Genomic DNA, 26,673 nt, shown 5'->3' with positions numbered 1-26,673 from the left:
GCCAGTTTGACCAGGGGCTGCGGGGGCGGCATCCTTTCCAGGGCCGCCCTCCGCTCCCCAACATCCACGGCTTCAGTAAAAGAAGGCCCCTCGCTCCAGCGGTACCGTCTTGTCGGTACACACACGCTTGAGTTCCTGAGCAAACAGCTTGTCCACCGCACGCTGGGACCCCGCCATCCGTGTGAACAGGGCAATGGGTGCCAAGCCCCACTCGAAGGAATAGGGCACAATCGCCACCCCCGACACCCGCACCAGTTCCTCGGCAATTTCAGTAGGCACCACCGACACGGCACGCGCATGGTTTACGATCAGCTCACCGATCAACTTGGGCGAGGATGTTTCTACGCTGGGCACCAGCTCGGGCAGGCCAGCCCGCAAAAACAGGTTCGCTACCTGCTGTCGCATCGGGGTATGACGTGGTCCCAGAATCCAGTCCAGGTCCTGCAGTTGCGCCCAGTCCAGTTTGCGGCGACCCAGACGTCCCGCCAGCTCCCGGCTGGCAATCAGCCGCGGCTGCTGACTATATAGGGCCTCATGGCGCAGCCCTTTCATATTCAGATCGGGGGAACTGCGTGCAACCACCGCATCCAAGGCATGATCGCGCAGTTGCTCCAGCAAAGTTTCTGTCAGCCCCTCAGTAATGCTGACCGACACCACCTGCCCCTGCGGACGCGTCGCCCGCAAAGCAGTGGACACCAGCTTGCCGGACACCAGTGGAATCACGCCCAAACGCAAATGAGCCTGACGCCCCCGGCTGTGGGCCTGCAAATCCAGGCTCAACAATTCCATGTCCTGGACCAGCGCCCGGGCGCGTGAAATCACAATCTGCCCCTGTGCAGTGGCCTCCATACCCCGGGAGGAACGCAGAAACAGCGACGTACCAAACACCTGCTCGACCTCGGCCAGTGCCTGGGTCACTGCAGGCTGACTCATGGCCATCAAATCCGCCACTTTGGTCAGTGAACCCAGACGTTCAATCTCGATCAGCAAGGCCAGATGGCGCAACTTGAGCCGTTGCACCAAGCGATGCGCGATATCGTTTGTTTCCAAGCCTTTACCTTCCATTATAAGCTTTTACTAATAGGGTAATAATAAGCCCTAATAGCCGCGCCAGATTAATTATCTACACTTGTTGAAAACCGGTACTGGCGTACGAGTGGCCAGACCTTCCCTGGATTTCACCAAACATCTGTTTGGCGCCTGAGCAAGAGGACACGATGAGTTCACCTGTAGATCGACAAGCCGCCCTGGACTACCACGAGTTTCCCATTCCCGGCAAAGTGACCATTGCCGCGACCAAACCCCTGGTCAGCCAACGTGATCTGGGCCTGGCCTATTCCCCTGGTGTGGCTGCCGCCTGCGAAGAAATTGTGGCCGACCCGCAAAATGCCTTCCGTTATACCGGCCGTGGCAATCTGGTCGGCGTCATCTCCAACGGTACCGCCGTGCTGGGTCTGGGAAATATTGGCGCCCTGGCCTCCAAGCCCGTGATGGAAGGCAAGGCCGTGCTGTTCAAGAAGTTTGCAGGCCTGGACGTGTTTGATATTGAGATCAATGAAACCGATCCGGACAAACTGGTTGACATCATCGCGGGTCTGGAGCCGACCTTCGGCGGCATCAACCTGGAAGACATCAAGGCACCCGAATGTTTTGAGGTCGAGCGCAAACTGCGCGAGCGCATGAACATCCCCGTCTTTCACGACGATCAGCACGGCACCGCCATTTGTGTGACAGCCGCCTTTCTGAATGGCCTGAAAGTCGTCGGCAAAGACATCAAGAAGATCAAAGTCGTCACATCGGGTGCCGGTGCGGCCGCGCTGGCCTGCCTGGATCTGATGGTGGATATGGGGCTGCCGGAAGAGAACGTCTGGGTGACTGACATTGATGGCGTGGTCTACAAAGGCCGCCCCGGTCATCAAGTGCCCGAACTGGCCCGTTTTGCCAAGGAAACCGAAGCCCGCAAGCTGGCTGATGTGATTGTAGATGCCGATGTGTTCCTGGGCCTGTCCGCCGGCGGCGTACTCAAAGCCGAAATGGTGCAGAAAATGGCAGACCGTCCTTTCGTGATGGCGCTGGCCAATCCCACACCTGAAATCCTGCCGGAGGTGGCCAAGGCCGCTCGTGACGACATTATCATGGCAACGGGTCGCTCCGACTTCCCCAACCAGGTCAATAACGTACTGTGCTTTCCTTACATCTTCCGCGGTGCGCTGGATGTGGGGGCCACCACCATTACCCGCGGCATGGAAAAAGCTGCAGCGCGTGCTATTGCCGCGCTGGCGGAAGAAGAGCAGGACGAAGCCGTGGCGGCCGCCTATGGCGGTTATGGCCTGAGCTTTGGCCCCGACTACCTGATTCCCAAGCCCTTTGACCCCCGTCTGATCGTGCGTATCGCCCCTGCCGTGGCCCAGGCTGCCATGGAAGAAGGGGTTGCGACACGCCCCATCGCAGACCTGGAAGGCTACATTGCCAAGCTGCAGCAATTTGTCTATCACTCGGGCGCCTTCATGAAGCCCGTGTTCGCCATTGCCAAGCAGTTGGTACGTGAAGGCGGCAAAGCCCGCATCGTCTTTACCGAGGGCGAGGAAGAGCGTGTGCTGCGTGCGGTGCAGGTGATCGTGGACGAAAAACTGGCTCATCCGATTCTGGTGGGCCGCCCCGCTGTCCTGCTGTCCCGCATCAAAAAATTCGGCCTGCGCCTGCGCCTGGGTGTGGACGTTGAAGTGACCAATCCAGAGTCTGACGACCGTTTCCACCAGTACTGGACGACCTACTGGGAAAAAATGTGCCGTCGCGGCATCAGCAAAGAGATGGCACGGGTGGAAATGCGCCGCCGCCTGACGCTGATCGGCGCCACCATGGTGCACCTGGGTGATGCCGATGGCATGATCTGCGGCACGATCGGCTCTTATCACAACCACTTGCGCTACATCGACGAGATGATCGGACGCAAGCCCGGTTCCAGCGTTTATGCCGCGATGAACATCCTGTTGCTGGGCGAGCGCACGGTGGCCTTGACCGACACCCATGTCAATGACGACCCCAATGCGCAGGAAATAGCGGAATACACAATTGAAGCAGCCCGCATGCTCAGCACCTTGAGCCTGGAGCCCAAAGTGGCCCTGCTGTCGCGCTCGAACTTCGGTTCGGACTCGGCCGCGTCGGGCCCCAAAATGCGCGAAGCCCTGAAGTTGATTCAGGAACAGGCCCCTGACCTGCAGGTTGATGGCGAGATGCATGCCGACTGCGCGCTGGACGAGGCCCTGCGTAGCCGCACCCTGCCCAACTCCCCACTGAAAGGCTCGGCCAACTTGCTGGTCTGCCCGAACGTGGACGCCGGCAATATCAGCTACAACCTGCTCAAAACGGCTGCCGGCAGCAACGTGGCCATCGGGCCCTTCCTGATGGGCGCCAATGCCCCAGTGCATATCCTGACTTACAGCTCAACGGTACGTCGCATCATCAATATGACCGCACTGACTGTGCTGCAGGCCAATCGCGGCTAAAGCCTCTAGGCAGAAACAAAAAACCGGCCTTTTCAGGCCGGTTTTTTGTATTGATGGAACGACAAAAAGCGCTTATTCCAGCTTGATATTGCCTTTCTTGACAACATCATGTGCCCAGTCGTATTGCTCCTGAATTTCCTTGGCGAACTCTTCAGGCGAATTACCCGATGGCGTTGCACCCTGCTTTTCCAAGGCCGCAATGATTTCAGGCTTCTTCAACGCCTCAACAGCCGCTTGATGCAGCTTGGCGACGATCTCCGGCGGGGTGCCCTTGGGGGCCAGCAGACCATACCAGGCAGGGCTGTTCAGCTGCGGATAGCCTTCTTCGGCCAGGGTTGGCACATCTTTCAAGGCGGGCAGACGCTCGGGCCAGGCAATGGCCAAAGCACGCAGATTGCCTGCCTGAATCTGGGCCATGGACGAGGGCAGATTATCGAACATCGCATTGATCTGGCCACCCACCGCATCGGTTACCGCCGGACCTGCGCCACGATAGGGGACGTGCACAATATCGGTGCCGGTTGCCAGCTTGAAGGCCTCACCAAACAAATGCAGTACCGAGCAGGTGCCCGAGCTGCCGTAGGAGTACTTGCCAGGATTGTCTTTCAACTGCTGCACGAACTCTTTGAAGTTCTGTGCCGGAAACTTGGGATTGACTTCGATCACGTTGGGCAGGTTTGCAAAATTGCTGACCGGCACAAAATCTTTCAAGGGATCGTAGGGCAAATCATTGGGGCGGCAGGCAGGGTTCACCGCCAGGGTCGAGATAGTGGCAATGGACAAGGTATAGCCGTCCGGTTTGGCACGCGCTGCCTCGGCCGCACCGATAGCACCACCGGCGCCGCCCTTGTTTTCAACCACCATGGACTGGCCCAATACTTCGCTCATGCCTTTGGTCACAATGCGCGTCACAATGTCAGTGGAACCGCCGGGAGCAAACGGCACAATGACGCGAATCGGCTGACTGGGGTAATCGGCCTGAGCGTGCGCCACTGTTGCCGTGCCGATCATGGACAAACTTGCACAAAGGGATAGCAGCGCAAATTTCTTGGGAAACTTCTCTATCATGGGAACATCTCCTCTTTCATCTTTTTGTCGATCCTTCCCCTGGGTAAGGGGACCTAACTAATCATAGCGCAGCTCGGTCCCCTCAATACTTAATTATCGTTGCAGATACCCACCGGGGATATACCTATATCTGCTGGCATTTACCGTCATCATGGTCACAATATTCCCGCTGATCCTGCCCGACTTTTTATTGATCGCCTTGGGGGCGCTGCTGCTGCATCGCTTTCATTTCAGTCGGGAATTCTTTCTCGGTGCGGAAAAACTGGTCTATTACGTCCTGTTTCCTGCCTTGCTGTTTGATTCCATTACCCGCATCCCCCTGAACCTGAGCGATACCTGGCCCCTGTTGCTGGCAGCCGCGACCCTGATTGCCGTAGGCACGGCACTGGCCTGGCTGGCACTGCCGGTTCTCAAACCGGATCCCCTGCAACACGCCGCGCTGACCCAGTGCGCTTTTCGTTTTAATACCTATTTGGGCATGTCCCTGGCCAGCGCAATTGCCGGCCCGCCAGGGGTGGCTGTCATGGCCTTGCTGGTCGGTTTTTCTGTTCCGATGGCCAATATGGTGGCAGTCACGGTGCTGGCTCGCGGTCAACAAGGACGCATCGCCATTGAGCTGCTTAAAAACCCGCTTATTTTGTCCACCCTGGCAGCCCTGGCCTGGAACCTGGCCGGCCTGTCCGTGCCCGCGCCTGTGCAGCTCGCATTGGGCCGGCTGGGAGCGTGCGCCCTGGGTATCGGTTTGCTGTGCGTGGGTGCGACCTTGTCGCTGCAGGGTTCACGTCAGGCCAGTGCCCTGATCGGCTGGATCAGCACCGTCAAACTGCTTGCCTTGCCGGCCGCCGCACTGCTGATTGCCTGGGCCCTGGACATGAGCGCCCTGGAGCGTCAAATGCTACTGGTGTTTGCCGCCCTGCCCACCGCTTCCTCGGCTCATGTGCTGGCTGCCCGCATGGGCGCCGACAGCCGCCTGGTCGCGCTGAGCATGTCGATCGGCACTATACTAGCGGGCTTGACCATTCCACTGTGGTTATCCCTTGCTCCCTGATCTGTGCCTATGAATCCGCACTCCTTGACTGTATCCCTGCCTGACGAGGACGCCACGACCGCCCTGGCCCAGGGCCTTGCGCCGCTGCTCAGCGGTCAGGTAGCCGGTGTGCCGCCAGGCGGCCGAATCCATCTACATGGCGACCTGGGCGCCGGTAAAACCCACTTTGTGCGCGCCTTGTTGCGTGCCTGCGGCGTTACCGGCCGTATCAAAAGTCCCAGCTATGCTTTGCTTGAAAGTTATAAAGTTTCTAGCTTATACTTCTATCATCTTGATTTTTATAGATTTAGCGATCCACGAGAATGGGTCGATGCAGGTTTTCGCGATATTTTGCAAGACAATGCTGTTGTGCTGATCGAATGGCCCGAAAAAGCAGGGGATTTATTGCCCGAGCCCGATCTGGATTTACACCTGGATTATTGTGGTGACGGTCGTTTGGCCACCCTGGATGCACACAGCGCCAAAGGAACGCTATGGATTACGACACTCGCCCCCAGCCTGCAGAAGTAGCCCCAGCCGGCAAGGCCCGTCGCCGATTCGTCGCCTCGGCCACGACCCTGTTCCTGCTTCCTGTCATCCCGCGACTGGCCAATGCCAGCACCATTGTGGCGGTCCGCACCTGGCCGGCCGACGAATACACTCGCGTTACCCTGGAAATGGATAGCGAGCTCAAGGCCGAGCACTTCACACTGGAAAATCCCCACCGCATGGTGGTCGATATCCAGGGCTTGACCATGAACCGCACCATTGAAGAGCTGGTGTCCAAGGTCCGCCCCAATGATCCCTACATCCGCTCCGTACGCGTGGGCCAGAACCGCCCCGACGTGGTGCGTCTGGTGCTGGATCTGAAACAAGCCGTCGCTCCGCAGATTTTCACGCTCAAGCCCGTTGGCGAATACAAGTACCGTCTGGTTCTGGACTTATATCCGCGCGTCGCGCAAGACCCCCTGCTGGCCCTGCAAATCCAGGACGACAACGATCCGCTGGCCTCCGTCCTGGAAAGCCTGGCACAAAACTCGCCCGACGCACCCGTGCCAACGGTACAGGGGCAAACACTGCCTCCGGTGGCCCGCCCGACGCCGCCACCGGTCAGCACGCCTCCCCGCTCTCCCGCTCCCGCGGCCACGCCCGGCACGCCCAATCGCCCCTTGCTGATTGCGCTGGACCCTGGCCATGGCGGCGAGGACCCAGGTGCGATCGGCCCCGGTGGAACACGGGAAAAAGATGTCGTGCTGAACATCGCTCGACGGCTGAAACGCTTGATCGATGCCCAGCCAAATATGCGCACGTACCTGACCCGCGACTCGGATTTCTTCGTGCCGCTGCAGGTGCGAGTACAGAAAGCGCGGCGGGTCAAGGCAGACCTGTTCATCAGTATTCATGCTGACGCCTGGATCAAACCCAGTGCCCGTGGCTCGTCCATTTACGCCCTGTCCCAGAACGGCGCGACCAGTTCGGCCGCCCGCTGGCTGGCCAAGAAAGAAAACGATGCCGACTTGATCGGTGGACTGAATCTGGGCTCCCACAACCGTCAGGTCGCCCAGATTCTGCTGGACTTGTCCACGGCAGCCCAGATTAACGACTCCGTCAAAGTGGGTTCACGATTGCTAAGTGAGATCGGCAAGATCAATCGTCTGCATAAACGCAATGTTGAGCGGGCGGGTTTTGCGGTGCTCAAGGCACCGGACATCCCATCCATCCTGATCGAGACTGCGTTTATCAGTAATCCTGAAGAAGAACGCCTGTTACGAAGCGCTTCCCATCAGGACAAAATTGCCCAGGCCATTCTGACCGGCATCCGGGGGTATTTTGCCGAATTCCCCGCACTGGCCAGCCGGAGCTAAACCCGACAGCCCCTGCCCAAAAAAGCGCACCAGTTTTCTGCTGCGCTTTTTTTGATCTTTGGCAATGGCTGCCGGCTTAACGCCGTTTCACCGCCCCCCTTACCCGCTACACTATCCTTATTCCTGTTTACAGCGCTTTTACGTGAGCACACCTTAAGCGACACACCTTTCCAAGAGATAGTCGATGAGGCAAATCCAGTCTCCTTCTACTTTTTGGCGCCGTCCCAACCAGGCTATGTTCAGCCTGCCCGGTCTGGCGCTTTATCGCCTTCCCTGCCCGTGCGCCTCATCTCAGACCGGAGCCACAAATCCAGCGGCGGGGCCCGCCCCGTCCGAGCCGCCTGCCTGAACGGCCGCCTCTGCCACAAGTGGCAGCCTGGCTCAGCACGCTGACCCGCCTGCCCTGCCCCGTCCGCCAAGCGTTCCTGCCTTTGCTCCAAACGACAAGGAAAAGATCATGAAACACCGCCCCTGCCTGCTTATTGTGTACCTCTGTCTGTCCCTGATGGTCGCTCCAGCCCATGCTGACGACGACTGTGATGTCCCCGTACAGCAATGGCAGAGCCGGGATGCTGCGCTGGAACATGCCGCCAGTCTGGGCTGGGAGGTGCAACGCCTGAAAATAGACGACGGCTGCTATGAAATCCGCGGGCGGGATGCCCAGGGTCGCTCATTTAAAGCCAAGCTTGATCCGCAAACGCTGCGCGTCGTGAAAATGAAAGTGCGCGATGGCCATGACAAACCGGAGCGCGAACGTGACCGCGAAAGAAGCCACTAACGCGTGTGCCTGAGTGCCGCCGCTCTTACTCCCATCCTGAAGTCGTTTCCCTTTGCTCACCCTGGAGGACCAATATGTCCAAACGCTTTCTTCTCACCACCCTGGCTGCAGCCTGTAGCGTGGCCCTGCCCACTTTAGCGCAGGGCCGTACTGTGGCACTTTCCACCACTCTGAAAAACTATGGCGGTGACGGGGCCTACCTGGCGGTCTACCTGACCGATGCCCAAGGCGCCTACGTGCGCACGCTGTGGGTCGCCGGCGGCAAAGCCAAATACTACAAACATCTGTCGGACTGGAATCGCCTGTCAGCCGGCGATGGGCAACGTCTGCAAGGCGTAACAGGCGCCAGCGTCGGTGCCGGGCGCACGCTGGAGGTGACAGCAGAACTGGAGGATGCCCTAATTGATGCCGGGTACGAGCTGCGTGTCGATGCTGCCGCCGAAGACATGCGGGACAGCCCTTCGGAAATCCGTGTTCCCCTGACTGCCGCCAATGCCGGTTCGCCCCAGGCAGGTAAACAATATATTCAATCCCTGACCTATCAGTTGCAGTAAGGAATCCACATGATCTGGCGATTCGTCCATCGATGGCTGGGGCTGGTAGCGGGCACCCTCGCGCTGGTTCTGGGCATCACGGGCACGATGTTGGCACTTGACCCCTTGCGTAACGCCGTGCAGGCGGCTCCTACCGAGTCCGACCTGCCGCTTGCCACACTGGTTGAGCGCATCAAGGGCACCGTCCCTGGCGCAGAAGAAATCCGTCATCTGCCCTCGGGGATCTTCGTTGTCTATGCGTTTGAGGACGGACAAGCCCAGGCCGTACGTGTGGACCCGGCAGACGGCAAGATTCTGGGGGACTACCAGGCTTCCCTGCTGCCACGCTGGGTCAAGAACCTGCATCGTACTTTCTTGATGGACGATCCGGGGCGCATTACCGCCGCCATGGTGGCGCTGGCCATGTTGGTCTTGTCCGTGTCCGGACTCCTACTGCTGCTGCGTCGTATGGGAGGATGGCGGGGTCTTGCCGGCCCCGTTCGCGGAACCCTCCCCCAACGCCTGCATGTCCTGAGCGGCAGGGTCATTGTGCTGATCCTGGCCCTGTCCTCAGCCACCGCTCTTTACATGAGCGCCAGCACGTTCGAACTCATTACCCTGAGTCCGGACACGGAGCCCGAGGTGAGCTCACAAGCCACCGGACAGCCACCACTTCCCCCGGACCAGATCGAACTGCTTCGGAGCTTGCGCGCGCAGGATCTGGAACGGCTCAATCTGCCCACGCCCGATGATCCACAGGACACCTGGCGTGTGGTCACCGCTCAAGGCCAGGGCTGGGCAGACCAGTACAGGGGCCAGACCTTGGCGTGGGAAGCATCCACCCAGGCACAGCGCCTCTACGACTGGGTCCTGCTTTTACATACCGGAGAGGGAGCCTGGCTGTGGGCTGTTTTTCTGTGCCTGTCGGCAGCGAGCATCCCCCTGTTCTGGTACACAGGCCTTCTGATGTGGTGGCAAGCGCGCCGCAGCCGCCCGAGACTTAAAGGCAATAGCCCTCTGACCCAGGCCGACAGCCTGATTTTTGTCGCGAGTGAAGGCGGCAGTACCTGGGGCTTTGCGCAAGCGTTGCACGATGCCCTCAAAGCCATGGGCCGTCAGGTTCATACCACATCGCTGGAGAACTGGCGGGTGCCGCCCGCGGCACGCCATGTGTATATCCTCGCCGCCACGTACGGTGAAGGCCAGCCTCCTGCCCACGCACAAAAAGCACTCAAGCGGATCGCCAGCCAGCCACCCACCGACGCTCAAGTCGCCGTTCTAGGGTTTGGGGATCGCCAGTTTCCTGATTTCTGCGGATTTGCCAACGCGCTCGAACACAGCTTACGGGAACGGGGGTGGCAACCCTTGATGGCGCTGGAGCGTATCCATCAGCAGTCCCCCCAGGAATTTGCCCGCTGGGGGCGCGCACTGTCCGACGTACTGGGTCAACCTGTGCCGCTGGCCTATCAACCCCGACTGCCGCGCATGGCAAGCCTGACCCTGCTGTCACGCCAGGACTTTCCCGGTGCAGCGGGCCAGCCTGCCGTCATCCTGCGCTTTGCGCTGCCCGACCAGCCCTTGGCACGCTTCGCGGCCGGAGACCTGCTGGGCATTCTTCCTCCCGGTGAGCAGTCAGTCCCACGCTACTACTCTCTGGCCTCAGGCAAACAGGATGGATTCTTGGAAATCTGTGTGCGACACACCAGCGGCGGAGTCTGCTCTCCCTATTTGCATAGCCTGCACATCGGGGACACGATTCAAGCCTTCATCCGACCCAACCCCGGCTTCACGCTTACCGGCTCCCGACGCCCGGTGGTGCTGATCGGCGCAGGGACCGGCGTCGCCCCACTGGCTGGCTTTATTCGAGACAACACACGCCATCGTCCCATGTACCTGTATTACGGTACCCGGGACTGCAAGCGGGATTTCTATTTTGGCAAGGAGCTCAAGGACTGGCAGACCCAGGGCCATCTGCGCGAACTACACTCCACTTTTTCCCGAATGCCCGATGGGGGCGGTTATGTCCAGAACGCCGTGCAGCGTGACGCTCAACAGATCCGTACCCTTCTGGAAAAAGGCGCGCTTGTGCGTGTTTGTGGCAGCCGCCCCATGGCTCAGGCCGTCAAACAGCAGCTGGACACGATTCTGATGGACATGGGCAAAAGCCTGGCCTGGCTCAAGGAGAACGGGCGCTATGCCGAAGACCTCTTCTAACGTTCAACGTCTGACGCTGAACGGCCCCACCATGGGCACGCGATGGTCTGCCTTGGTGGATACAGACGATGCGGCACAGGCTGCAGGCCTGCAGAAGGCGTTGGCAGACGCTGTCCAGCAGGTGGACCGGCAGATGTCCCCGTGGCTACCCGACAGCGCGCTGAACCGGCTCAATCGCACTCCTGCTGGCACCTGGCTGGATTTACCGCCAGAAATTCTTGAGGTTTTGGCCTGCGCCCTGGAGGTCAATCGTCGCAGCCAGGGTGCTTTTGACCCTGGAGTCGGGGATCTGGTGCAGGCCTGGGGCTTTGGCCCGGCCCGACAGAGCCCCGATGCTGCTGCCATCCGTCGTGCTGCCCAAGCTACTTCTGCCCCGGCTCATGAGACACTGGAGCTGGATGTGGCCGCCGGCCGCGCCATCAAGCACGCGCCGATACAGCTGGATCTTTGCGGGATCGCCAAAGGCTATGCCGTAGACCGTATGGCCCTGGTGCTGCGTCAATATGGACTTGATCACGCCTTGCTGGCCCTGGACGGCGAACTTCGCGCTCTGAACAGCCAGGCTCAAGGCCAACCTTGGGCGGTAGCGGTCGAGTACCCCCAGGACGGACGACGCGCCACGCACAGCGTGGTTGAATTGGATAATCTGTCCATCGCCACCTCGGGCGATTACCGGCACTTTCTACAACTCGGTGAAGTTCGAGTCGCACACACCATGAATGGTCGGCGGCGCGCACCCGTTCGCAACGATATCGCTTCTGTCACCGTTCTGGCGCCAGACTGTATGCGGGCTGACGCCTGGGCCACTGCCTTGCTGGTCAGCGGCAACGATGGCATGGCACTGGCACAAAGCCTGGGTATCGAGGCGCTGTGGCTGCTGCGACGCGACAATCGCTTGACCACCGTCGGGCTGGGACGGTTCAGCGAAGCGGTGACAGACCCCAAGCAGGCAGAATAAAAAAGGACGCCTTAGCGTCCTTTTTGTACACTCGCCCGATGGCCGGCCAGCCTAGAGCGCGGCGTCCCCCTTGCTCTTGCGTTTGAGCAGTTTCCATACGGCACCGAGCACAACCGGCACGGCCGCAGCCGCAATGCCGATCAACACAATAGTGTTCAAGTGCGCCTTGATGAAGGGCACATTTCCAAAAAAATAGCCCAGGGTGATCAAGCTGCAAATCCACAGCACCGCCCCGGTCACGTTGTACGCCTGAAAGCGCAAGGCGTTCATATGGCCCACCCCCGCCACAAAGGGGGCAAAGGTGCGAAACAGGGGCAGGAAGCGAGAAATGACAATGGTCTTGCCCCCGTGCTTTTCATAGAATGCATGGGTCTTGACCAGCGCGCGGCGATCCAGAAAGCGCGATTCCTGGGTAAAGACTTTCGGACCTATATAACGTCCCACATGGTAATTGACGGTATTGCCCAGCACTGCCGCCACAATCAGTAGCCCACCGAGCAACACCGGGTCCAGCATGCCCGAGGCCCCGAAGGCCCCCGCAATAAACAGCAGGGAGTCGCCTGGCAAAAAGGGCAAAACCACAAGCCCGGTTTCGCCAAATATAATCAAGAACAGAACAAGATAAATCCATGCTCCATACTGCTCGACCCACACACCCAGGTACTGGTCAATATGAAGGATCATGCTGAGTAAATCGGGCATAGTTCCACACCAAAATAATAATTTAGCCGGTCCGATACGGCTCAGACCGGCCCGCTAGAGCAAGCGGGTAAAATAAGCCGCTACCTGTTGAAACCCGTTGAACCTGTACCGTTCAACCCTGAATACACACAAGGCCAGCCGCCCTATGTCATCACGACGCCGTATTATCCCACTCCCGGACCTGCTTGTAAGCCAAATTGCAGCCGGTGAGGTTATTGAGCGCCCGGCATCGGTCCTGAAAGAACTACTGGAAAACGCCATTGACGCCGGAGCCAGTGCCATCGAGATTCGCCTGGACGGCGGAGGCATACGCCGCATCTGTGTCAGCGACGACGGCCACGGCATTCCCCAGGACGAACTGCCCCTGGCGCTGCTGCAGCACGCCACCAGCAAAATCCGCTCGCTGGACGAGCTGGAATCCGTTGCCTCGATGGGCTTTCGGGGCGAGGCCCTGCCATCCATTGCCTCGGTGGCCCGCCTGACCATCAATTCGCGCACCCAGGAAGATCCGCACGCCTGGGAATATTCGCTGGGCCTGAGTGAACCGCAACCAGCCTCGGGGCAGATTGGCACGCATGTGGATGTACGCCAGCTTTTTGACGATATTCCCGCACGCCGCAAATTTCTGCGCACCGAAGGAACCGAATACGGTCACTGTGTGACCGCCTTGGAGCGCATCGCTCTGGCTCAACCACAGATCGCTTTTCGATTGTTCCACAATGACAAGCCGCAGCGTCACTGGCGCAGTGGCCCCCTGGAACAGCGTCTGCTGGATATTCTGGGCAAGGAGTTCATCGAACAAAGCCTGCCCGTGGCTCAAGAACAAAGTTTGATTGGCTTGCGCGGGCTGGTGATCCACCCGGCCCATGCTCGCCCCAACGCAGACAAGCAGTTCCTGTTCGTCAATGGCCGCTTTGTACGTGATCGCACGGTATCGCACGCCATACGCAGCGCGTATGCTGATGTGCTGCACGGGGATCGCCAACCTGCCTATGCGCTCTTTCTGGACATTGCCCCCTCTACGCTGGATGTGAACGTGCACCCGGCCAAGCACGAGGTTCGCTTTCGCGACAGTGGCGCCGTGTACCGCTTTGTCTTGCAGGCGGTCGGACAAGCTCTGGCTCAGGGCAGCATGGCCGGCGATACACCGGTGGCCGCCATGCCCCTGCCACAAAGCGCAACCTCCTTGCCCGACATGGCTTCTGCCTCACCGGCGGGCGCTGCGAGCCTGGGCTCATCAGGCGAGTACAGTAGCCACGAACCGTCCCTGCCTTACAGCCATCCGGCCCGTCAAGGCTGGCAATCCAGTTTTAGTCTGCGCGAACCCGCGGGGGGCGGCAATGCGGACTGGAAATCCCTGTACCGCCCCATTGAGCCAACGCACGACAACCCTCCCGCCACCCACTATCAAAGCGATACCGACACGGCTATTGACGAGTTCCCCCTGGGCATGGCACTAGGCCAGTTGCACGGTGTCTACATTCTGTCCGAAACCCGTCAGGGCATGATTCTGGTGGATATGCATGCCGCCCATGAGCGGGTGGTGTATGAACAGTTGAAGCAGGCGCTCGATGGCCGCGATCTGCCCCGCCAGGATTTGCTGGTACCGGTAGTGTTCAGTTGTTCAGAAACGGACCTTGCTTTGCTGGACGAGCATCACGACACCCTGAGCGAACTGGGCTTGAGCATGAATCCGGCTGGCCCTGCCACAATCGCTGTGCGCGCCGTTCCTGCACTGCTGGCACAAGGCGATATTGAATCCCTGGCCCGGGCTGTTCTGCGCGACCTGGCTCAGGTGGGCTCCTCACGCCACCTGGACGAACAACGTAACGAGCTGCTCTCCACCATGGCCTGCCACGGTGCCGTGCGCGCCAACCGCCGTCTGAGCATCCCGGAGATGAACGCCCTGCTGCGCAAAATGGAGCAAACCGACCGGGCCGACCTGTGCAATCATGGCCGCCCCACCTGGTTCCAATGGACGCTGAGTGAGCTGGACAAACTTTTTATGCGTGGACAATGAACGATTTACCCATTCTTTGCCTGGCAGGGCCCACCGCCAGCGGCAAAAGCGCCACCACGCACACCTTGGCCCAATACTGGCCGATTGAAGTGATCGTGATGGATTCAGCGACGATTTATCGTGGCATGGACATTGGCACGGCCAAGCCCAGTGCTCAGGAACAAGCCGCTATCCCCCACCACCTGCTGGATATTCGCGATCCGGCAGAGAGCTACTCGGCTGCCGAGTTTGCCAGCGACGTAAGCCGCCTGATTCAAGGCATCCAGGCGCGCGGACGTTACCCCGTGCTGTGCGGCGGCACCATGCTGTATTACAAAGCCCTGCGTGAAGGGCTGAATGACCTGCCGCAGGCAGATCCGGTCATCCGGCGACAACTGGATGAGCGAGCCCAGGAAATCGGCTGGCCCGCGATGCATGAAGAACTGCGCCGTATCGACCCGGACACCGCCGCCCGGCTGGCCCCACGCGACAGCCAGCGCATTCAGCGTGCCCTGGAAATTTTTCATATCAGCGGCAAAACCATGAGCGACTGGTTACAAGAGAAAGCCCAGCCGCAAGAAAAGAGCCACCACTACATCACCCTGAGTCTGGAGCCCCAAGACCGGGCCTGGCTGCACCGTCGCATCGCCACCCGTTACCGGGACATGATCGAGCAGGGTCTGCTGCAGGAGGTCGAAAAATTGCATCAGCGCTCTGATCTGCACCCGGGTCTGCCCTCCATCCGGTGTGTAGGTTATAGGCAACTCTGGGCTTATCTGGACGGTGAGGTGAGCCTGGAACAGGCTGTTGAGCAGGCCATTGCCGCTACCCGACAACTGGCAAAACGCCAATTAACCTGGCTGCGCTCCGAGCCTGGCCGTTTGCAATTCAACTGCCAGGACCCGCAGGCAGCCGAACACATCGTAGCGGCAGCGCGCCACTACTGGCCTGCATGAGGATCTGGCAGGCCAGCGCTGTGCGCACAAGCCATAAGCCCGGCACACAAGAGCAAACGACAAGATAGAGATGAGGCCCCGGCGATTCGCGTAAGACGTCGGTTCCAGGCCTTGAGGCAAGACGATGGGCCAAGATTGCAGACCCAAAGCCCTACCTCAACGCGAGGGGGCAGCATGGCGATGTTGGCTTGGCACCTGAGCTTGGATCAAGGGAGAGCGTCGAGGCTGGGAAGCAAGGTCGAAAAATCCGAGCCTGGGGACTGCAAACTGAATCAGGGGCAGCGTCAGGGACGGGAACAGGGCAAAAAAAAGGCAGCCTGTCGCTGCCTTTTTCCGCTTCATGGGTTAACGCGATCTCCGTGGTTTACACCACTTCAGTCTGCGCCTGCCCTTCCTGACGTTCCAGGATCTCGCCCAGCGTGTAAACGGTTTCCCCATGCTCGGACAGGGTTGCACTGATGGCCTCAGCCTTGTCGGCAGGAACAATCATGATCATGCCAATACCGCAGTTGAACACGCGGTACATTTCTTCGTCCGCTACGTTGCCATTGGCTTGCAGCCACTGGAACAAGGCTGGCATGGTCCAGGAATCACGATTCAGACGGGCGGTGAGGTTCTTTTGCAGGATACGGGGCACGTTCTCCAGCAATCCGCCACCCGTGATATGGGCCAGACCCTTGATGTCCGCACCGTGGGCAGCCAGGGCAGCCAGGACGGATTTCACATAGATGCGGGTGGGCTCCATGACCACATCCGCCAACGGACGGCCATCAAGCTCGTCAGTCGGCTTGGCATTGGCATGCTTGAGAATCTTGCGGATCAGCGAGTAGCCGTTGGAGTGGGCGCCGCTGGAGGCCAGACCCAGGACCACATCCCCTGGCACAATGGACTTGCCATCAATAATGCGGGATTTTTCCACCGCACCCACTGCAAAACCAGCCAGGTCATACTCACCTTCGGGGTACATGCCGGGCATCTCGGCTGTTTCGCCACCGATCAGGGCGCAAGCGGACAGTTCGCACCCCTTGGCAATACCACCGACCACCTGGGCTGCCGTATCCACCGACAACTTGCCGCAGGCAAAATAATCCAGAAAGTACAAGGGTTCTGCGCCCTGGACTAGAATGTCGTTGACACTCATGGCCACCAGGTCTATACCCACAGTGTCGTGGCGCTGCCAGTCAAATGCCAGGCGTAGTTTGGTACCAACACCGTCGGTGCCGGACACCAGAACGGGCTCTTTAAGGTGGGTAGGCACTTCAAACAAAGCGCCAAAGCCTCCGATTCCAGCCATGACGCCTGCACGCATGGTTTTGGCAGCCAGTGGTTTAATACGGTCGACCAGGGCATCGCCCGCGTCGATATCCACGCCTGCATCGCGGTAGGTCAAGGAAACAGAAGTAGTGTTTTTCATGGGAAAAGCCGTGGGATATGTGAAAATTGCGAGTTGGACGAAATTGTACGACACATGACCGAGCAACTGATTCTGGATATATCTCCAGCACCGCCTGCCTCTTTGGACAACTTTGTTGCCGGAGCGAATCAGGCTGCGTTGCAGGCTCTGCGTCAGTGTAGTCCAGGACGCGCGGTTTACCTGTGGGGACCGCCCGGTGCAGGTCGAACACATCTGCTGCGGGCGATGGCCAGTCGAGACGACAGCCGCTATTTTAGTGCAGATACTCCTTTCCAGCCCATCTTTGACATCGCTACCGATGACAAAGCCCCTCCCAGCCTTTTAGCCATCGACGATATCGAACGTTTTGACGAGCACGGACAGGCTGCCGTATTTGCACTGTACAATCGCTGGCGCGAGTCGGCCACCCGGCCAGACGCCTTCACACTGCTGGTCTCCGGCGACCGGGCTCCCAAAACCATGTCCGTGCGCGAGGACTTGCGCACACGCTTGGGGTGGGACCTGGTGTTCAGGCTGGAATACCTGTCGGACGCCCACCGGGCCGAAGCCATGCAACAGCGGGCTGCGGCCCGCGGGCTGCAACTGCAAGCAGAAGTGCTCAGCTGGATACTGACTCACTACGATCGCGATATGAACCGCCTGAGCGCATTGATTGATGCGCTGGACAACTATTCACTGGTAAAGAAACGCCCCATCACTTTACCCCTGCTCAAAGAACTTCTGGCCAACAGCCAGACCCAATCTTCTAGTTGAGTCATGACTGCTTCTTCTTTTATTGCCCTGTTTGATCTGGACCACACCCTGCTTCCTTTAGATAGCGATTACCAGTGGGCAGACTTTCTGGCCCGTACCGGCCGCGTCGGCGATCCTGTCCAAGCCATCCGTCTGAATGAAGAACTGATGGAACGCTATAACCAGGGATTGTTGACGGCCGAAGAATCGGCCGAATTCATGTTGGGCCTGCTCACCAACGCCAGCCAGGAAGAACTGCTGACCTGGCAGGACGAGTTCATGCAAGCCGTGATCCTGCCCTCGATCAGCCCGGCTGCCCGCGAGTTGCTGGCCAAACACCAGGATCAGGGCCATCTGGTGGCGATTGTGACTGCCACCAACGAATTTGTGACCCGCCCCATTGCCGCCGCGCTGGGCGTGGACCACCTGATAGCCACCACCCCCGAAATGAAGGAAGGTCGCTACACGGGCAAGATCAGTGGTGTGCCCAGCTTTCAGGCTGGCAAGATTACCCGTGTGCAACAATGGTTGCAGACCATGGACAAATCCCTGTCCGACTTCGAGCGCAGCTGGTTCTACAGCGACTCGCCCAACGATCTGCCCCTGATGGAAGTGGTGACGGACCCCGTTGCCACCAACCCCAGCGACAAACTGCGCGCCGTAGCGACCGAACGTAATTGGGAAGTCATCGATTTGTTCGCTGACATGATGGACAGCAAATCGTAAAATCAGACGCATGCTAAAGCGAACAATAAAAACATTTGTCGATCGGCTGCTCAAACCAGCCAAAAGCGCGCGTCCCAAAGGGCCGCGCCGCTACACACGTGAAGAACATGGCATAGACCGGCGTCTGGTCTCGCGTCATGCCATCAAAGTGTGCGAGGTCCTGAACCACGAAGGCTATCAAGCCTATGTCGTGGGTGGCGCCGTGCGCGATCTGCTGGTGGGCCTGGAGCCCAAGGACTTTGATGTGGCCACCAATGCCACGCCCGAACAGATCCGTCCTCTGTTTCGTCGCGCACGCATTATTGGGCGCCGCTTCCGTCTGGTCCACGTGGTCTTTGGTCAGGAAGTCATCGAGACCTCTACATTCCGGGCCGATGACAGCGGCAAACAAACGGACGAGCATGGCCGTATCCTGCGCGACAATGAATACGGCACCATCGAAGACGATGCCGCACGCCGTGACTTTACGCTGAACGCGCTCTATTACGACCCGCTGACCGAGACCGTCATCGACTACCACAACGGGGTAGCCGATCTGAAAAACCGTCAGGTGCGCATTATTGGTGATGCGCAAACCCGCTATCGCGAAGATCCGGTGCGCATGTTGCGCGCCGTGCGCTTTGCCTCCAAGCTCGATGCCACCATCGAACCAGCCACCGACGCGCCGATCCGTTCCTTGTCACGTCTGATCGAGAACGTGCCCGAGTCCCGTCTGGCCGACGAGACGCTGAAACTGCTGAACTGCGGTCACGCCATGGACTGCATACAGCGCCTGCAAGCGCTGGGCCTGCACAGCAAACTATTGCCTATGGTGGAGCCGGTTCAGCGCCTGCCCGGCGGCGCGGAATTTCTGGATATGGCCCTGGCCCGTACCGACACCCGTGTGCGCGCCGGCAAATCCGTCAGCCCCAGCTTTATTTATGCCTGCCTGCTCTGGAAACTGGTCAAGCAGGAGTGGGACCGACGCAGCAGCCAGGACATGCATCCTCAACAAGCCCTGCTGGAGGCAGCCGACCTGGTTCTGGAAAAGCAAAGCCGCATCATGCCGATCCAAAAGCGCTTCCAATCGGATATGCGGGAAATCTGGTTCATGCAGCCGCGTTTTGAACGCATCGCCAACCGTGCAATCTGGCGCATGACCGAACAGCCCCGTTTTCGCGCCGCTGTGGACTTTTTACAACTTCGTGCTGAAGCCAAAGAAGTCGATAGCGTGCAGGCACAGTGGTGGATGGATCTGGCCGATGCAGGCGACGAGGAGCGCAGCACCATGATTGCCGTGCGCAAACCCGCTACAGCGACCGCCACGGGCTCTCGCAGCGGACAACGTCGCACGCGCCGCCGCCGCTCCAATGCCAAGCGCAGCAGTACCAGCAGCGGAAATGCAGCATGAGCACAGCCGGAACAACGGTTTATGTGGCCTTGGGTGCGAACCTGGGTCAGGCACGTCAGACACTGGAAACCGCGGCGGCAGAGCTGGCCGCTACTCCCGGCATCCAGGATCTGACACTGGCGCACTTCTACAGCACCGCACCGGTGGATTCCAGTGGCCCGGACTACGTCAACACCGTCACCCGATTCACCTGTACGCTGGCCCCCGAGGATTTGCTGGACAGACTGCAAGCCATCGAGCAAGAGCACGGTCGCACTCGCCTGTACCGCAATGCGCCCCGCACTCTGGATCTGGACGTGCTGCTTTACGGTCAAGAACAAATCGACACCGAACGGCTGACCGTGCCACACCCGCGCATGCACGAACGTGCCTTTGTGCTGGTTCCGCTGGCTGATCTGGCACCTGAGCTTGAACTGGCGCAAGGCAGCGTGAAGGACTTGCTTGCCCAGGTGCGCGACCAGGCCATCACACGGCTGGGCTAAGGCTGCTTTCAGCCCTGTCCGCAGCCGGCTCTGCAGCCCGCTGCCACCCCATTTGCAGCACCTGGGCAATGCTGCTGACAATCTCTTCACGACGGGCCGCATTGCCCACACGCAGCGCATAGGAGGGGTGCCAGGTCGCAATGACCCAAGTCTGCCCCCAGAGAAAAGGTTTGGCCAGATATTCGGCAAGCCGTCGCTCAGGCCCCAGCAAAGCAGACAAGGCGGTGGCTCCCAGCGTAACAATGACAGCCGGTTCAAGGCGCGCCAGTTCCTCTTGCAGCCAATACCCGCATGCCTGCACTTCGGCCTGGGAGGGGCTGACATGTAAACGCTGCTTACCCCTCGCTTTCCACTTGAAATGCTTGACGGCATTGCTCAGATACAGCGCGTTGCGCTCAATACCGGCACGCTGCAATGCCTGATCCAGAATCTGCCCAGCAGGCCCTACAAAAACGCGCCCCGCCAAATCCTCGTAGTCGCCAGGCTGCTCCCCCAGCAGCATCATGCGGGCCCTTGCCGGGCCCTCCCCCGGCACCCCGTGTGTCGCGTGCTCCCAAAGGCCGCAGCGACGACAGGCCTCCAGGACCGACGGCGCACTGCGTTCGGGCTGTGCATGGTCGGCCTGGACCGCAATCACCTTGCCTAGCATCTGACTTACCGCACTGAACTGGCCGACTCGTCGGGCTCCACGACGGGCCTCACTGACCATGGCCGGAATCAGGCTCGCTTCAGGCAAGCCCTTCCAGAATCGAACCGGCATGCTCTGCTGCAAAGCCGTTTCATTCAAGCGCGCGGGATTAAAAATGCTTTGGTAATAACGAAGCCACAAGGCTTCTACCTGGTCCTGCCCCGGATCAGCCTGTCGGGCTTTCAGATCGTCCGGCGCATCCCGTAGCTGCAGCGTATGACCATCCCACAGCGCCACACGCCGAGGCGTCGCAATACACCAAGAGGTTCCCCCCATCCGTCTGGAAAAATAATCAGCGATCCACTCCAGAACATCGTGCTCAGGCTCAAACCAAGCCCAGTACTCAGGCAACTGGCCCGTTCCACAATGGCGAAACCGCACATACGCCATCATGTCGTGCTTTTCCTTGCGAACGGCCTTGGCCATCTCATACAAACGCGCCCCATCCTCGTCGGCCACGGACTCCACACTGCGATCACCGTGGTGCCAGCGCCACAAGACACGATAGAGCAAGGCCCATCGCTGTGCAGTACGGCACAACGCCGCATCTTGCAGCAAAGCAGCCAGTCCTTTTGAAATACGGACCGACGGCCGGTTGGCGGGTTCATGCCCCTGGGGCTCTTGCAACACCTCAGTTGCGGGGGGCAGCGACTGGGAGAGCTCATATTCCAGCCCGATTTGCCCCGCCCTGGGCCCCGGTTCCGCGAAGGAGTCTGCCCAGCAAAGTTGTTCCGGTGCCCAGCCGGCGGCCAGAGCACGTAAAGCCTGTTCCCGCCAGCCAGCGTACCCCCCGTCTACCTGCAGGGTTACCATCCGGGCCTGCCCTTGCCGGGTGTCGGCCACGCGGAGAGCTGGCAAGCGGGCCTCATAGCAGGCTCAGTTGCTGCGGATTGCTCGACAGCATGCGACGTAAGGTGTCGGAGGCCGCCTCGGCTAGCCCGGGACGATAATCCTGCACCACAACAAAAGGCTGCAATGTACGGATAGAGCAACGCAAACGGATCAGGTCCTGGTATCGAATAGCCCGCATCTGACGCAGTTCCACCAGACGCTTGGCATTGCGAATACCAATGCCCGGCACACGGGCAATCAGTCGTTCAGGGGCCCGGTTCAGATCCACCGGAAAAATATCCCGGTTCGACAAGGCCCAAGACAGCTTGGGATCAATATCCAAAGGCAGGTCGCCTGTATTCTGAAACAGTTCCTCGGCCCGAAACCCGTAGCTGCGCAACAAAAAATCGGCTTGATACAGACGGTGCTCGCGCAAGAGCGGGGGCGGCTGCGCCGGCAGCGCCGAGGAACTATCCGGAATAGGACTAAAAGCGGAGTAATACACCCGTTTGAGCTTGTAAGCCCCGTACAGCGTCTGGGCGGTTTGCAAAATATTGCGGTCATCGGCCGCATCGGCCCCCACGATCATCTGCGTACTTTGCCCCGCCGGCACCTTGGGCCGTTTCTCTTGCTGGGCCTGCTCCTGGGCCAGACGAATCACCCCCATGGCCCGCTTGATCGTGTGACCGCTTTTTTCCGGAGCCAGGCGATTCAGGCCGGCATCCGTGGGAAGCTCAATATTGACGCTGAGCCGGTCCGCGTACTGGCCTGCCAGCGTGATCAACTGCGGGTCGGCATCCGGAATGGTTTTAAGGTGGATATAGCCACGAAAATGATGATCCTCGCGCAAGGAACGCGCCACTTCGACCAGACTCTCCATGGTGTAGTCCGAGCTGCGGATAATGCCCGAGCTCAGGAAAAGCCCATCTATATAGTTGCGCCGATAAAAATCCAGCGTCAGATCCACCACTTCTGCAGGCCGAAAACGCGCGCGTGGCACGTTGCTGGAGCGCCGGTTCACACAATACAGGCAGTCATACTGGCAAAAATTGGTCAGCAGTATCTTGAGCAGCGAAACGCAGCGTCCGTCCGGCGTAAAGCTGTGGCAGATACCGGCACCGGTACTGGCGCCCAGACCCGTGCGCCCACGGGAATCCCGTTTGGGGGCCGCACTGCTGGCGCACGAGGCATCATACTTGGCCGCGTCAGCCAGAATCTCAAGTTTGCGCGCAAGCTCCATGGCACCATTGCTGTATATAAAAACAGTATTATACCGTTTTCAGCGACGGCGTCACCAAGCCTGCGACTCGGCAAAAAAAGAAAACCTTGCACCGGTCAGGCTGCCAGGCAGCTGACCGTCAGGCCCGTTATAGCGACGGTCAAGCGTCCAGCAGCTTGATCAATGCCTCTTGATGATGAGAGCGAGCCTCCAGCAATTGCCGTCCTTCTTCGGTCAACATGGCAATCAAAGGCGCGGGAAAAGGAGAAGGAGTCTGCGTCGTTTGTGGGATGGCCTGAACTAATCCCAGCGACTGTAATTGTTCAAACACGGCTTGTTTCTTGTGCCAGGGAGTCTGGCGTAAACGCACAAGCTCAAGCGTGTTCCAAATCATGGGGTTGAGCTGCGGAATAGTGGTGGAGCGCTGAAGTTGCGTCATACAAGGCCCTTGATTAAGACCACCTCTATGGGCCGCTTGTGTGGGCCCCCTCGGTGGTCAGCCAGAAAGCATCCCTATACCGTACACCATAACGATGTACAGAATATTTCAATGAGTTCTGACAATCATCGTCGCAGTACGCATGCCAGATACCAATCCGCAATAACCCGCGCTTGCGCTTGGTGAAACCCAAAGAAACAGCCTGCCACCTTCCCGAATCCAGTTTTGGCGACGCAATACCTGTGCCCAGAGCAGCAGAAACACAACACCCGATCCCACACTGCTCAGCCCCGGATTGGCCTGCACACAATACGCATGCACCAGTTGCCCGCCGAGCCAGGAACCAGGCGCTGCTGGATCAAGGCCGAATTGAACGGGCAGACCCCCATGCCCTGGCTTGCCTGATTTACGGCAGTCTGGCCGAAACCGCATTCTGGGTAGCCCAGAAAGAGGATGGCGATGCCCGCTTGGCACAAGCGGCTGGCAGCCTTGGATTTGCGGCTGCGAGGCTTGTTGCTCAGGTCCTGAACGGGTGATGCTAAAAGGAGCCAGTGTCCAGGCCAAAGAAAACCCGCATTGAATGCTGTACTGACGCTGCTTTTACAAGCAGGCCAGAAACACTCATGCGGGTTTTTATCAACAACGCCGGGAAGCCCAAGCTTCCCGCTTTACGTCTTACACAGCGACCAAAGAGATCTCTGCAATACGTTTGCGCCATTCGGCGGGGCCGGTGTTGTGCACGGACACACCTTGCGAATCCACCGCGACGGTCACGGGCATATCCTGAACCTCGAACTCGTAAATGGCTTCCATGCCCAGATCTTCAAAAGCCACCACTTTCGCATTGCGAATGGCCTTGGAAACCAGGTACGCGGAACCACCCACGGCCATCAGGTAGGCCGATTTGTGAGCACGGATGGCCTCAATGGCGGCCGGGCCGCGTTCGGCCTTGCCGATCATGGAGATCAGGCCGGTTTTAGACAGCATCATCTCGGTGAACTTGTCCATGCGAGTAGCGGTGGTTGGGCCTGCTGGACCAACGGCTTCGTCACGCACGGGGTCAACCGGGCCCACGTAGTAAATCACGCGGTTGGTGAAGTCCACAGGCAGGGACTCACCCTTTTCCAGCATGTCCTGGATGCGTTTGTGAGCCGCATCACGGCCCGTCAACATCTTGCCCGACAGCAGCAGGGTCTGACCAGGTTTCCAGGAAGCCACCTCTTCTGGCGTCAGTTCGTCCAGGTTCACCTGGCGGGACTTGTTGTAATCCGGTGCCCAGTGAATGTCAGGCCAGGCTGACAAAGGAGGAGGAACCAACTCGGCGGGGCCGTTACCGTCCAGCGAAAAATGGACGTGGCGCGTCGCGGCACAGTTGGGGATCATGGCTACAGGCTTGGAAGCGGCATGGGTCGGGAAGGTGTTGATCTTCACATCCAGCACAGTAGTCAAACCACCCAGACCCTGAGCGCCGATGCCCAGGGCATTGACCTTCTCGTAGAGCTCGATACGCAGCTCTTCCAGCTTGCTTTGCGGGCCGCGTTGCAGCAGCTCGTACATATCGATGTCTTCCATCAGGGCCTCTTTGGCCATCAGCATGGCTTTTTCGGCCGTGCCGCCCACACCAATACCCAGCATGCCGGGAGGACACCAGCCCGCACCCATCGTAGGAACGGTCCTGAGAACCCAATCCACCAGGGAGTCGCTGGGGTTGAGCATCACAAACTTGCTCTTGTTCTCCGAGCCACCGCCCTTGGCTGCAACCTGAATATGAACCTGATCGCCGGCGACCAGCTCGACATTCACGATACAGGGGGTGTTGTCGCGCGTGTTCTTGCGCGTGAAAAGAGGGTCGTTCAGGATGGAGGCCCGCAGCGGGTTATCCGGATTCAGATAACCGCGACGCACCCCCTCGTCACAGAGCTCCTGCAAGGAGCGCTGGGTATCGAAACGCACACCCATCCCCACTTTCAGGAATACGTTCACCACCCCGGTGTCCTGACAGATGGGGCGGTGGCCCTCGGCGCACATGCGCGAGTTGGTCAGGATCTGGGCGATGGCATCTTTGGCCGCCGGGTTCTGCTCACGCTCGTAGGCGCGGGCCAGATGCTCCAGATAATCAGTGGGATGGTAGTAACTGATGAACTGCACCGCGTCGGCGATGGACTGAATCAGATCGTCTTCTTTAATGGTGGTCATGGTGGCGTCAATATCAAAAACGGGATGAACAAGGGGAAACTACTTGCCCTGCCAGACAGGCTCGCGCTTCTCGGCAAAAGCCGTCGCGCCTTCTTTGGCGTCTGCAGAGGTGAAGATGCCGGCGATGCGAGGGCGCTGCAGATCAAACAGATCCGCCTGACGCCAGTCGCGCGACTGGGAAATAATGCTTTTGGCGGTTTGCACGGCCAACGGACCATTGGCAGCAATCTGGGCGGCCAGCTCCAACGCCTGCTCAGTGGCCTGGGTGGGCTCGGCCAGACGGCTGACCAGGCCCAGTTCGGCCATACGGGCAGCCGGGTACATGCCGCCAGTCAGCACCATCTCCATGGCCATGTGGTACGGAATGCGACTGGGCAAACGCACCATGCCGCCGGAACCGGGCACAATGCCACGCTTGACTTCAGGCAGACCAAAGTTGGCATTGTTGGCAGCCACAATCAGGTCACAGGACAGGGCAATCTCAAAGCCGCCCGCCAGACAGTAGCCTTCCACCGCGGCAATCAGGGGCTTGGCGGGTGGACGTTCGCAAATACCCGCAAAGCCACGGTCACCCACATAGGGACGCTGCCCCGTTTTGGCAAAGGCCTTCAGATCCATACCAGCACAAAATGTGTTGTTGGCGCCCGTCAGCACGCCCACGGCAATAGTGGAGTCGGCGTCGAACGCGTCAAGCGCCTGGGCCAGCGCCTGGGCCGTTTCCAGGTTAATGGCATTACGTGCCTCGGGACGGTTCAAGGTAATCAACAATACCTTGCCTTTACGCTCTAGCGTGACAAGCTCACTCATGGACCTAGCCTCCTGTAAATTGCGGCCCGGGCTCCCGCTCGGGAATCAGGCCAGCAAATAAGCAGTATTTGGACAAACGCATATGATACGTCCAAATGCCAGCTGACCGCCCGGTACAAACAGCGCTTGCCCGTAGTCCGGAC

At 59.3% G+C, this 26,673-nt stretch carries 24 protein-coding genes; 15 read left to right on the top strand and 9 right to left on the bottom strand.

Annotated features, from left to right (window positions below; translation table 11 throughout):
• Positions 1 to 72: 72 nt before the first annotated feature.
• Complete coding sequence (locus RSQ48_RS04070) at positions 73 to 1,065, bottom strand: LysR substrate-binding domain-containing protein (RefSeq protein ID WP_240209006.1); 993 nt, start codon at positions 1,063 to 1,065, stop codon at positions 73 to 75.
• 152 nt (positions 1,066 to 1,217) lie between these two features.
• On the opposite strand from RSQ48_RS04070, the gene RSQ48_RS04065 reads away from it, so the two are divergent.
• Positions 1,218 to 3,506, top strand: a complete 2,289-nt coding sequence (locus RSQ48_RS04065) for an NADP-dependent malic enzyme (protein WP_003803441.1) — start codon at positions 1,218 to 1,220, stop codon at positions 3,504 to 3,506.
• Between the two features lie 72 nt (positions 3,507 to 3,578).
• Here the strand turns inward: RSQ48_RS04065 and RSQ48_RS04060 are convergent, their stop codons facing one another.
• Entirely contained in the window at positions 3,579 to 4,517 is a 939-nt protein-coding gene (locus tag RSQ48_RS04060) for a tripartite tricarboxylate transporter substrate binding protein BugE (protein WP_230406312.1), read from the bottom strand.
• A gap of 208 nt (positions 4,518 to 4,725) precedes the next feature.
• Between RSQ48_RS04060 and RSQ48_RS04055 the strand changes: the two genes are divergently transcribed.
• The 7 genes from RSQ48_RS04055 (at position 4,726) to RSQ48_RS04025 (ending at position 11,949) form a co-directional block, all read left to right on the top strand.
• The gene (locus RSQ48_RS04055) at positions 4,726 to 5,622 is read left to right on the top strand and encodes an AEC family transporter (protein ID WP_003803443.1); all 897 of its coding nucleotides are present in this window, start codon (positions 4,726 to 4,728) and stop codon (positions 5,620 to 5,622) included.
• A 9-nt stretch (positions 5,623 to 5,631) separates the two neighbouring features.
• Complete coding sequence (locus RSQ48_RS04050; protein WP_003803444.1) at positions 5,632 to 6,132, top strand: bifunctional alanine racemase/tRNA (adenosine(37)-N6)-threonylcarbamoyltransferase complex ATPase subunit type 1 TsaE; 501 nt, start codon at positions 5,632 to 5,634, stop codon at positions 6,130 to 6,132.
• Positions 6,096 to 7,466 (top strand): N-acetylmuramoyl-L-alanine amidase, encoded by a 1,371-nt coding sequence (locus tag RSQ48_RS04045; RefSeq protein WP_240209005.1) that lies wholly within the window; start codon positions 6,096 to 6,098, stop codon positions 7,464 to 7,466. Before RSQ48_RS04050 ends, RSQ48_RS04045 begins: the two co-directional genes overlap by 37 nt.
• A 457-nt stretch (positions 7,467 to 7,923) precedes the next feature.
• Positions 7,924 to 8,244, top strand: coding sequence for a PepSY domain-containing protein (locus RSQ48_RS04040; protein WP_059318705.1), 321 nt, complete (start codon positions 7,924 to 7,926; stop codon positions 8,242 to 8,244).
• Positions 8,245 to 8,318: 74 nt separating this feature from the next.
• Positions 8,319 to 8,798: a DUF2271 domain-containing protein gene (locus tag RSQ48_RS04035; protein ID WP_003803447.1), complete on the top strand. Its 480-nt coding sequence runs from the start codon at positions 8,319 to 8,321 to the stop codon at positions 8,796 to 8,798.
• A 9-nt stretch (positions 8,799 to 8,807) separates the two neighbouring features.
• Positions 8,808 to 10,991: a PepSY domain-containing protein gene (locus RSQ48_RS04030; RefSeq protein WP_415302179.1), complete on the top strand. Its 2,184-nt coding sequence runs from the start codon at positions 8,808 to 8,810 to the stop codon at positions 10,989 to 10,991.
• Complete coding sequence (locus RSQ48_RS04025) at positions 10,972 to 11,949, top strand: FAD:protein FMN transferase (RefSeq protein WP_415302178.1); 978 nt, start codon at positions 10,972 to 10,974, stop codon at positions 11,947 to 11,949. Before RSQ48_RS04030 ends, RSQ48_RS04025 begins: the two co-directional genes overlap by 20 nt.
• 51 nt (positions 11,950 to 12,000) lie before the next feature.
• On the opposite strand, the gene RSQ48_RS04020 is transcribed toward RSQ48_RS04025, so the two are convergent.
• Complete coding sequence (locus RSQ48_RS04020) at positions 12,001 to 12,651, bottom strand: VTT domain-containing protein (protein ID WP_003803450.1); 651 nt, start codon at positions 12,649 to 12,651, stop codon at positions 12,001 to 12,003.
• A gap of 145 nt (positions 12,652 to 12,796) precedes the next feature.
• Between RSQ48_RS04020 and mutL the strand changes: the two genes are divergently transcribed.
• Both mutL and miaA read left to right on the top strand, forming a co-directional pair.
• A complete protein-coding gene (gene mutL / locus RSQ48_RS04015; protein ID WP_415302177.1) occupies positions 12,797 to 14,671 on the top strand; it encodes a DNA mismatch repair endonuclease MutL in 1,875 nt (624 codons plus the stop codon).
• The gene (gene miaA, locus RSQ48_RS04010) at positions 14,668 to 15,606 is read left to right on the top strand and encodes a tRNA (adenosine(37)-N6)-dimethylallyltransferase MiaA (RefSeq protein ID WP_415302176.1); all 939 of its coding nucleotides are present in this window, start codon (positions 14,668 to 14,670) and stop codon (positions 15,604 to 15,606) included. The genes mutL and miaA overlap by 4 nt, the downstream gene beginning before the upstream one ends.
• A 364-nt stretch (positions 15,607 to 15,970) precedes the next feature.
• Here the strand turns inward: miaA and purM are convergent, their stop codons facing one another.
• Entirely contained in the window at positions 15,971 to 17,020 is a 1,050-nt protein-coding gene (purM, locus tag RSQ48_RS04005; RefSeq protein ID WP_059318701.1) for a phosphoribosylformylglycinamidine cyclo-ligase, read from the bottom strand.
• Between the two features lie 54 nt (positions 17,021 to 17,074).
• Here purM and hda point away from each other — a divergent pair, with 54 nt between their 5' ends.
• Genes hda through folK form a run of 4 tightly spaced genes read left to right on the top strand, consistent with a single transcriptional unit; the run spans position 17,075 to position 20,350 of the window.
• Entirely contained in the window at positions 17,075 to 17,773 is a 699-nt protein-coding gene (gene hda, locus RSQ48_RS04000; RefSeq protein WP_003803457.1) for a DnaA regulatory inactivator Hda, read from the top strand.
• A gap of 3 nt (positions 17,774 to 17,776) precedes the next feature.
• Positions 17,777 to 18,478, top strand: a complete 702-nt coding sequence (locus tag RSQ48_RS03995; RefSeq protein WP_003803460.1) for an HAD family hydrolase — start codon at positions 17,777 to 17,779, stop codon at positions 18,476 to 18,478.
• A 10-nt stretch (positions 18,479 to 18,488) separates the two neighbouring features.
• Positions 18,489 to 19,868, top strand: a complete 1,380-nt coding sequence (gene pcnB / locus RSQ48_RS03990; protein ID WP_219235717.1) for a polynucleotide adenylyltransferase PcnB — start codon at positions 18,489 to 18,491, stop codon at positions 19,866 to 19,868.
• Positions 19,865 to 20,350 (top strand): 2-amino-4-hydroxy-6-hydroxymethyldihydropteridine diphosphokinase, encoded by a 486-nt coding sequence (gene folK / locus RSQ48_RS03985; protein ID WP_131071333.1) that lies wholly within the window; start codon positions 19,865 to 19,867, stop codon positions 20,348 to 20,350. Before pcnB ends, folK begins: the two co-directional genes overlap by 4 nt.
• On the opposite strand, the gene RSQ48_RS03980 is transcribed toward folK, so the two are convergent.
• The 3 genes from RSQ48_RS03980 to RSQ48_RS03970 all read right to left on the bottom strand — a co-directional run bounded on the left by RSQ48_RS03980 (position 20,334) and on the right by RSQ48_RS03970 (position 23,527).
• Entirely contained in the window at positions 20,334 to 21,851 is a 1,518-nt protein-coding gene (locus RSQ48_RS03980; RefSeq protein ID WP_131071882.1) for a UdgX family uracil-DNA binding protein, read from the bottom strand. The two genes, folK and RSQ48_RS03980, sit on opposite strands and share 17 nt — an antisense overlap.
• A gap of 52 nt (positions 21,852 to 21,903) precedes the next feature.
• Positions 21,904 to 23,109 (bottom strand): putative DNA modification/repair radical SAM protein, encoded by a 1,206-nt coding sequence (locus tag RSQ48_RS03975; RefSeq protein ID WP_003803469.1) that lies wholly within the window; start codon positions 23,107 to 23,109, stop codon positions 21,904 to 21,906.
• Between the two features lie 139 nt (positions 23,110 to 23,248).
• Complete coding sequence (locus tag RSQ48_RS03970; protein ID WP_003803472.1) at positions 23,249 to 23,527, bottom strand: hypothetical protein; 279 nt, start codon at positions 23,525 to 23,527, stop codon at positions 23,249 to 23,251.
• A gap of 182 nt (positions 23,528 to 23,709) precedes the next feature.
• On the opposite strand from RSQ48_RS03970, the gene RSQ48_RS03965 reads away from it, so the two are divergent.
• On the top strand, positions 23,710 to 24,063 hold the full coding sequence (locus tag RSQ48_RS03965) for a hypothetical protein (protein WP_415302351.1): 354 nt from the start codon (positions 23,710 to 23,712) through the stop codon (positions 24,061 to 24,063).
• A gap of 139 nt (positions 24,064 to 24,202) precedes the next feature.
• On the opposite strand, the gene RSQ48_RS03960 is transcribed toward RSQ48_RS03965, so the two are convergent.
• A complete protein-coding gene (locus RSQ48_RS03960; protein ID WP_219235715.1) occupies positions 24,203 to 25,723 on the bottom strand; it encodes a fumarate hydratase in 1,521 nt (506 codons plus the stop codon).
• A gap of 39 nt (positions 25,724 to 25,762) precedes the next feature.
• Positions 25,763 to 26,530 carry a crotonase/enoyl-CoA hydratase family protein gene (locus RSQ48_RS03955; RefSeq protein WP_003803475.1) on the bottom strand — a complete coding sequence of 256 codons (768 nt, stop codon included), beginning with the start codon at positions 26,528 to 26,530 and terminating at the stop codon, positions 25,763 to 25,765.
• Positions 26,531 to 26,673 lie beyond the last annotated feature (143 nt).

This window comes from Alcaligenes sp. SJTW-7 (assembly GCF_047716895.1).
GTDB classification, from domain to species: Bacteria; Pseudomonadota; Gammaproteobacteria; order Burkholderiales; family Burkholderiaceae_B; genus Alcaligenes; species Alcaligenes ammonioxydans.
Note: the sequence above shows the minus strand (reverse complement) of the source record. Positions and strands in the feature narration are given on the sequence as shown.